The following is a 7925-nucleotide window of genomic DNA, read 5'->3' on the forward strand; positions in this document are numbered from 1 at the left end:
GATTATCTGCGTCTATCTGCGTTCATCTGCGGTTAAAAATCCAAATCTTATAACTTAGGCGCCAACCAACCAGCACTCAAAATCACAGTCAAACCCATAAAAACAATAGACAGACCCCAAGTAATCCGGTTCAGACTCGTTTCTGCACTCTTGGCGCTGGTAAACAATTGAGCTTGTCCGCCAATCCCGCCAATACCATCGCCTTTAGGACTGTGGAGCAACACAAAAACCACAAGTCCTAAAGCAGACAAAGACCAGATAACTTGTAACACAGAAACAATATTCATAATCTGGAGTAATTGGTAATTAGTAATCGGTAATTTATTATCATATCAAATTCGGTCGATCGCCCGCAATTTATGCAGGGACACTCCAAGATCCCAAGGCGTGTCAACTTAAGCCTAAAACCCTTGATAAATATCGCTTTTACCTGAGTCTAGATCCCCCTAAATCCCCCTTAACAAGGGGGACTTTGATCCATTTCCGGTCCCCCCCTTCTTAAGGGGGGCTAGGGGGGATCGAGGCCTAATCGTCAAACAGCAGACCGGTATTACGTTTGACGTTAAGTTGACACCTATGGGCAGTGCCGTCCCTACCTGTAGCGAGATTTGACCCAGACTTTCTACAATCGGACTCGCACCGGAGTGCGATTGGCGCGAACTTCAAACTCAGCCGATCGTATCATAGAGCGTCCCGTCATTTCCGGAGGCTGAGGCAACCTCAACAGCTCCAGAATTGTCGGCGCAATATCCGCCAAACAACCATCCGCCCTCAGAGGAACATCCGTTCCGTGACCCGGAATCTTCCGACCTTCGCCTTCTACCAGAATAAACGGCACTGGGTTAGTAGTGTGAGCCGTCCAGGGATTCCCGTCCTCGTCAAACATCTGCTCAGCATTTCCGTGGTCAGCAATAATAATTGCCGTACCCCCAGCTTTACTAATGGCGCTCAACAGCCGCCCCAAACATTTATCCACAGTTTCGATCGCAATTATCGTCGCATCCATCATCCCCGTATGACCAACCATATCCGGGTTAGCGTAATTAATCACCATAAACGAATAGATGCCTTTTCCCAAAGCCGTCACCGCCCCATCCGTCACCAAGTCCGCCGACATCTGGGGCGCCTCATCGTAAGTCGCCACCATCGGGCTCTGCACCAACTCCCGGTGTTCCCCGATAAAAGGCTCTTCCAGACCTCCATTAAAAAAATAAGTCACATGAGCGTACTTTTCAGTTTCCGCCGTCCGCAACTGCTGCAAACCGTGCTTAGAAATCACCTCGCCCAGAATATTGTTCAAATTCTGCGGTTCAAAAGCCACCATTACCGAAAGTTTCGGGTCGTACTGAGTAAAAGTCGCAAACGCCAGCGGCTCAATTAACTGCCGTTCAAACCCCTTAAAATCGGGAGATACAAAAGCCTGAGTCAATTCTCTAGCCCTGTCCGGGCGAAAATTGAAGAAAATTACCCCATCGCCGGATGCCACTGCTCCGCGGGCAATTCGAGTCGGAACTGCAAACTCGTCGGTCACTCCTTCAGCATAGGATGCCTGCAACACATCCACAGCCGATCGACCGTCAGGCGCACCCTCAGTCGTCATTACCTCGTAAGCGCGCTGCACCCGATCCCAGCGCTTGTCCCTGTCCATCGCGTAGTAGCGGCCGCTAATGGTCGCTATCCGACCGACCCCTACCTCTGCGATATAACTTTCAATCTTACCTAAAGCTTCGACACCTTCTTTCGGAGTAGTATCACGACCGTCTGTAATGGCGTGAATGCAAACATCAGAAATTCCCTGTGCTTTTGCTAATTGCAGCAAACCCTTAATATGACTGAGATGGGAATGAACCCCACCTTCAGAACAAAGACCAGTCAGGTGCAACTTGCCGCCCGTGGCGCTGACTTTCTCGCAAAGCTCAACCAGCGCCCGGTTGTTGAGCAAGGAACCATCTTCCACTGCATCCGAGATCCGCACCAACTCTTGAGGAACCACGCGGCCCGCGCCCAGATTCAAGTGACCAACCTCTGAGTTACCCATTTGCCCGTCTGGCAGCCCTACCGCCCGACCCGATGTGTGAATCAGAGTTCTGGGATAAGCGGCCCAGAGACTGTCCATGACGGGTGTTTTTGCAGCGGCGATCGCATTTCCGTCTTGTTCTTCACGATAACCCCAGCCGTCTAGAATAATCAGCACTACAGGAGATACAGACGCTTGTGCCATGTGAATACCTTATTTACAATAATTAATTTCTCGATCGTCATGATTTCCGATTTTGCGGAACATCGGCCGCTAATCAGTTTACATACTTTCTCAGCTCCGGCTGAACAAGGCCAACCAAAATTCCCTCAGCCACAGCATTTTGGGAACTTATTTCGACCGGCTTGGCGAATTGTTTAATTGATTGCCTTGGCTTGTACTGTGAATCGTTGTCGGAGACTGTTACCGATCTCACCAACAGCAGCCGTGCTTTTGTGGCCGGATTTCACGGATAGTTTAACCGTCGGTGGCTCTTGAAACACTAAGAACAATACCACGCTTGGTTGCATTTTGCTACCGCCTCAACCAATATTTTTAAAAGCCTTGACCGGGCTGCGAATAACTTTATAGGACACGAGTTGAGCAAAAATCGCTTGTCTACTCTGCTCTCTTTCAACGGATATAAAATTCTACAACATCTTTTTTAATTTTTACATCGTAATTGCCAAAGAAATCGTGACCGAGCAGACCTATTGGCATTTGTTTGGCGATCGCCACTTCTACATTTTGGATCGCAACACCCCCAACCCGAATCGATCGCACTACGCCGATCGGGAACTCGACAACGCTACCGTCAGCGATCCCCGCTCTCACGGTACGCACCGGCCTCACTCCCAGTGCAGTAGCCATCCGCTGAGAAATCAAAGTGCCACTTGCCCCGGTATCGAGAATCATCTCAAAAGTCTTGTTGCCGTTAAATACCACATCAATCACCGGCGTCCCGCCAGCGCGGCGCTTGATTTTAGCTTGAAATACTTGTGGATTCCCCAGTGGCTTCGCCCGTTGATTTGCAGGCGGTTTGGCACCACCATTTGACGGGTTCCAAAACTGAGAGTACAATTTGCCAGTTGTGAATCCCGATCCCGTTATAGTGCAATTCCCTTCGGGATAGCTCCGCTTCACGAGCTGCTGGGAACTCGCATCGGGCATCAATGTCATCACCTGGGTTTCTGGCTGATGTGAATCAGAATAGACCTCGCCGCCCCCCACCGATCCCACACCCAGCAAAACGGTCGCAAAAACAAAGCCCGATCGCCAAATTCGCTTGAGAATCACTTTTGCCATTATCTAAATACCTTAATTGATTCAATATGTCGAACAACTACCACCACTGATATCCTAACCCGCTCCCAAAAACCGATCGCCCGATCCCCAGATCGGATCATCAGGAAAACTTGGCAATTTTCAAGCGATCGCATAACATCGAACACAGATAAACTGATAAACGACAACAGGCTGTAATTGCAGAGCCTTGTTGGAGATCTTGAAATTAAGCATTTAGGGGCGATCGGCAATGCACAAACTTTTATATTTTGCGACTATAGGACTACTAGCTTTCTCGATCGGAGGATGCGGTGGCGACGAAGGCACCAACACAGCCAGCCCCAGCCCCAGCCCTAGTGCAGCCTCTCCGTCTCCGGCAGCCTCTGCCAGCCCCACCCCAGCAACTCAGGCTTTCCCGTCTCCAATCGTAGCCGCCCAACCTCCAGGGTTAATTCGATCGACCAACCCAGATGAACGAGCAAGACAGGCTCAAACAGGAATCGGCAACAAAAAGGACAGGAATCCAACGCTTCCGCTTCAGCCGGTGCCCCAAGGCCCTGTGACAGCAAATCCTTCTCAGTTAGACCCCTTTGGGCCGCTGCCGCCGATCGTATTACAAATCCCTCCAGGAGCCAACGGGGCGGGTGGGATTACCTCAGAAATCCCCAAACTGCCACAGCGACAAGTTGCCGTGCTACCCCAGCTTCCCGAGTTATTGGCTCCCCCCCCACTTAACAGGCCTAATCAGACGGTGACTATCCCCAGGTCACCCACGGGTGGTCGAGGAGGCACTCAGCAACTACGAGGTCGATCGGGAGGTCCTTTACTTCCCGGAGGTGATGGGGGGCAAATTGGCTTGCCGCCCCAGGTTCCAGGGCTAACTGCTCCTCGCTTAGGTGGCGGTGGCGGAAATGGTTCCTTACCCGGAGGCACCGGGGGACAAATTGGCTTGCCGCCCCAAGTTCCTGGGCTCACTCCTCCTCAGTTAGGTCGTACTCGTACATCCCCGCCTGGACTCGAACCCATTGCAGCTAGACCCATAGGAGTCCCGGATCTGCCGGAACTGCCAGTAGACAAGCGCCCCCCCCAATGGAGAGACCCCAATGCCAGGGTCAGAAGAGGTACTGGCACCCGCCCTCCTGGAACTACTGGGCCAATAGCAAGTAGACCCCAAGATGCGCGGAATCCCCAGACTCGCCGTCCAGCACCCCCGCGCCCGCCCCAGCCAATAGCAGCTAGACCTATAGGAGTACCGGATCTGCCGGAACTGCCAGTAGACAAACGCCCGCCTCAGTGGGTAGACCCAAATCCGCCGCCACCTCCCGTCATCCCAGTAGTTCCGCCACCGCCTTCTACCGACCTCGCTACGGGTACTGAAGTCAGCGGGGTTGTAAAAGTCGGGAACGAGACGCAAGTGATTGTCAAAGTACCGAATGAACCAACCAGCCGATATGTCAAAGTCGGGCAGCGTCTGTCTAACGGGCAAGTGTTGGTGAAGCGCGTCGATCTCAAGCAAGGAGCCGATCCGATCGTGATTCTCGAGGAAAACGGCGTTGAGGTTGCCAAAGGTGTTGGCGAAAAACCCGCCAGTCGCCAACCACAACCCGCCAATGCAGTTATTAGCCGTCTCCCAAATCCGAATAGCTCAACGCGACGCTAAAAATTGACAGTAAAGCAGGAAAAATGCTAAAGGCAAAAATTAGAGTTTTTGCCTTTTTGCATTTAGGGCAGATCTCAAACCTGAAGGTAAAATTAGTACAGGGATTAAAAAATAGACGACTTTTCAGCGAGTATTAGCTTCTAGAAAATCCCTATTAGTAATTGAAGTTAAAGGAGATTGATCATGCTCGGTTCAATTCAAAAATTAGGGATGGTGATATTAGTTGCTTCTTGTATCGGCAGCGCTACTAATCTCTTGAATCCCCAGCCATCAATGGCTCAAGCAACACCCGATCCAAAACCCGAAGAAGGAAAACGCTCTCCCTTCTGCCAAGGAAACCCTCCTACGGGAAGAGTAAAATGCAATTACGAGGGAGGCGATAATTACGAGGGAAATTTCGTTAACGGCCTGCCAGACGGCAGTGGAGTCTACGTGTACGCTAATGGCGATCGCTACGAAGGACAATTTCGCAATGGAGTGCCAAATGGTAGAGGGACATTCATTTTTAAAGATGATGCCCGCTACACAGGCGTGTTCCAAGACGGCACAATGAGATCGGGGACGGTCGTTTTTGCCAACGGCGAGCGCTATGTCGGAAACTTCGCAGTTGTCAGGAACGTTCAGACTGATGCCATTAGCAGCCAACCCTCAGGGCGGGGTCAATTTTTTTATACCAATGGCGATCGCTATGAAGGACAATTCTTTGCAGGCTCACCCTTTGGCCCTGGGGTATTGGTTCGGGTAGACGGCACTCGCTGTTCCGGCAGATTTTTTAATCAAGAACTTGACGCTAGTGTCACCTGCACTTTCCCCAACGGTACGCGCTATGAAGGAGAATTGCGAAAGGGAGTACCTCACGGTGTCGGGACGATGATCGATGCTAGCGGTAGGCGCTTTCCGGGAGTATTTCGCAACGGCAAACCCGGAGTTTCCTAAAGGATAAATTGAGGTTTTCAGGCAACTTTTGACCAGAAATCGGACAAAAGACAAATGACGAAGGAAAATAATATCCAGAAGCGCATAGGAGAGACTTAGTTAATGATTTCCAGTTTAAAAACCAGTGGAATCCCTCTATTAGTTGCATCAGTGTTAATTGGTAGTTACGTGACTTATCCCTTTCCCTCAATGGCGCAAGGAACAGAAGCTAGAAACGGTCGCTGCGTGCCAGCTATCCCTACAGGTAGAGTTAGATGCGATTATGACAGCGGTGATAGCTACATCGGACAGTTCGTTAACGGTTTGCCCAGTGGCAGTGGGGTATACGTATATTCCAACGGCGATCGCTATGAGGGGCAGTTCCGTCTGGGCAAACCAAATGGTCGAGGACAATTTATATTTAAGGACGACGCCCGTGTGGAGGGCATATTCCGAGATGGCAAAGTTAGTTCCGGGACCGCTATTTTTACTAATGGCGATCGCTATATAGGGTCGTTTTCTCTCGATCAAAAAGTAGGAGTGCCCACGGGACAAGGGCAATTCATTTTTGCTAATGGCGATCGCTTTGTGGGTCAATTTTTAGGGGGCAAGCCTTTAGGTACGGGAGCGTTCACCCGGGCTGACGGCAGTCGGTGTTCGGGACAGTTCTATACTCAAGAACTTGATGGCAGGGGTAACTGTTCGTTCTCCAACGGTATCCGCTATCAGGGAGAGTTACGCAAGGGATTGCCTCACGGCAAAGGCACAATTATCGATACCAGAGGCCGCCGACTTCCTGGGGTGTTCCGGGACGGCCAGCGGGTAGAGCAATAAACTGGGAATAAGTGCGATCTGTTAGTAAGGGCAGGTTGACGGCTAATATTTTTTGCACAAAACCTGCCATTGCTAGGTTTTAAACTCAAAACTATTGATAATTTATGGCCGGCTTTTTCTCAACCGAATTGCTAATGTTAAATATCCACTTAATGGAGTTAATGGAGGCGTTTTGATATGACAACTACTGCTTCTGCTTCCGGCCGCACCGGCCAGTTTCCCTTCGACTTTGCCCCGCAGCGGACTCAAGATGCTGATTTGTTGCGACAACTCGGTTTTGTGCCTGGTTTGAAGGAAGTCTTGACTTTGCGCCAAGTTCATGCTTTGGAACACGCTACTGTTTGGGTACTGGGCCAATCGTTTGGTGCGACCACAGCAAGAACCGATAATGAGTTATTGGGCGGGATGTCCACAGACCAAGGGTTTTATCTTTATGGCCACGTTAACATTGCACAGTTGCGTCAGGCAGTGCGCGAGGCTTTGCAGCGGATTGCCAGCGGAGAGTGGGATTTAGCTGTACATCCCCGCTGTGGCACGAATTTGTCGGTGGCAATGCTGCTAACGGCAGGACTTGCTGTTGGCATCAATTTAGCCCTGCCTCGCGGGCCCATTCTGCAACTTTTAGGTTTGGGTGCAGCGGCGGCTGCTGCGGCTCAGTTAGCTCCTGATGTGGGATCTCTGGCTCAGCGTTACGTCACAACTGCTATTCCGTTTAATTTGAGTGTAGTTGATATTACTGTAAGTCACGACTTCTGGGGACGCGAAGCTCATTTTGTTCGGGTGCGTTGGGTTGAATAGTTGCTGCGGGAGGAGGAGAGTGGGGAAGTTGAGCAAATGTTCTTTCTTCCCTCAACTTCAAGCCGTTAAATCTCCTACATGGCTTCGTTGCCGAACCTCCTTCTTCCTGATTCCTATTCCTGTCCTGAAACCGAAATTTTTCTTCTTTCATCAACTCTTCAACTAATGGCATAGACAGTATTTCATCCACCGATCATGCCAGATGGGAAAACTAATAAGTCAAGATTGTAGGCTGCTGAATAAAGCTGCCATTGGTTAACTAAATAATCGAATTTTTTTATATAAAACTGTTGCTGTGGGCAGGTGATTAATAGAGCTTTGTATATACAGCGGATTCCGATGTAATGAGGTACAATAAAATATCATTGTTGTAGTCAAACCTAATGAAAGCGTATTCTCTCGATCTCCGGCAAAAAA

The 7925-nt window shown here is 50.2% G+C and carries 7 protein-coding genes; 4 read left to right on the plus strand and 3 right to left on the minus strand.

The window, feature by feature from the left end; translation table 11 throughout:
• Positions 1–47: 47 nt before the first annotated feature.
• The 3 genes from secG to QUA38_RS10565 form a co-directional block, all read right to left on the minus strand.
• Positions 48–287 (minus strand): preprotein translocase subunit SecG, encoded by a 240-nt coding sequence (gene secG / locus QUA38_RS10555; protein ID WP_015175238.1) that lies wholly within the window; start codon positions 285–287, stop codon positions 48–50.
• 335 nt (positions 288–622) lie between these two features.
• Entirely contained in the window at positions 623–2221 is a 1599-nt protein-coding gene (gene gpmI / locus QUA38_RS10560) for a 2,3-bisphosphoglycerate-independent phosphoglycerate mutase (protein ID WP_333161518.1), read from the minus strand.
• Between the two features lie 429 nt (positions 2222–2650).
• Positions 2651–3322 (minus strand): retropepsin-like aspartic protease, encoded by a 672-nt coding sequence (locus tag QUA38_RS10565; RefSeq protein WP_333161520.1) that lies wholly within the window; start codon positions 3320–3322, stop codon positions 2651–2653.
• A gap of 229 nt (positions 3323–3551) precedes the next feature.
• Here QUA38_RS10565 and QUA38_RS10570 point away from each other — a divergent pair, with 229 nt between their 5' ends.
• The 4 genes from QUA38_RS10570 to QUA38_RS10585 all read left to right on the plus strand — a co-directional run bounded on the left by QUA38_RS10570 (position 3552) and on the right by QUA38_RS10585 (position 7508).
• Entirely contained in the window at positions 3552–4961 is a 1410-nt protein-coding gene (locus tag QUA38_RS10570) for a hypothetical protein (protein ID WP_333161522.1), read from the plus strand.
• 183 nt (positions 4962–5144) lie between these two features.
• Positions 5145–5897, plus strand: coding sequence for an MORN motif-containing protein (locus QUA38_RS10575; RefSeq protein WP_333161524.1), 753 nt, complete (start codon positions 5145–5147; stop codon positions 5895–5897).
• 102 nt (positions 5898–5999) lie between these two features.
• Complete coding sequence (locus QUA38_RS10580) at positions 6000–6710, plus strand: MORN motif-containing protein (RefSeq protein WP_333161526.1); 711 nt, start codon at positions 6000–6002, stop codon at positions 6708–6710.
• A 177-nt stretch (positions 6711–6887) separates the two neighbouring features.
• On the plus strand, positions 6888–7508 hold the full coding sequence (locus tag QUA38_RS10585; RefSeq protein WP_333161527.1) for a DUF6391 domain-containing protein: 621 nt from the start codon (positions 6888–6890) through the stop codon (positions 7506–7508).
• The last annotated feature ends 417 nt before the right edge of the window (positions 7509–7925 follow it).

It is taken from the genome of Microcoleus sp. Pol12B4 (genome assembly GCF_036701385.1).
GTDB lineage: Bacteria > Cyanobacteriota > Cyanobacteriia > Cyanobacteriales > Microcoleaceae > Microcoleus.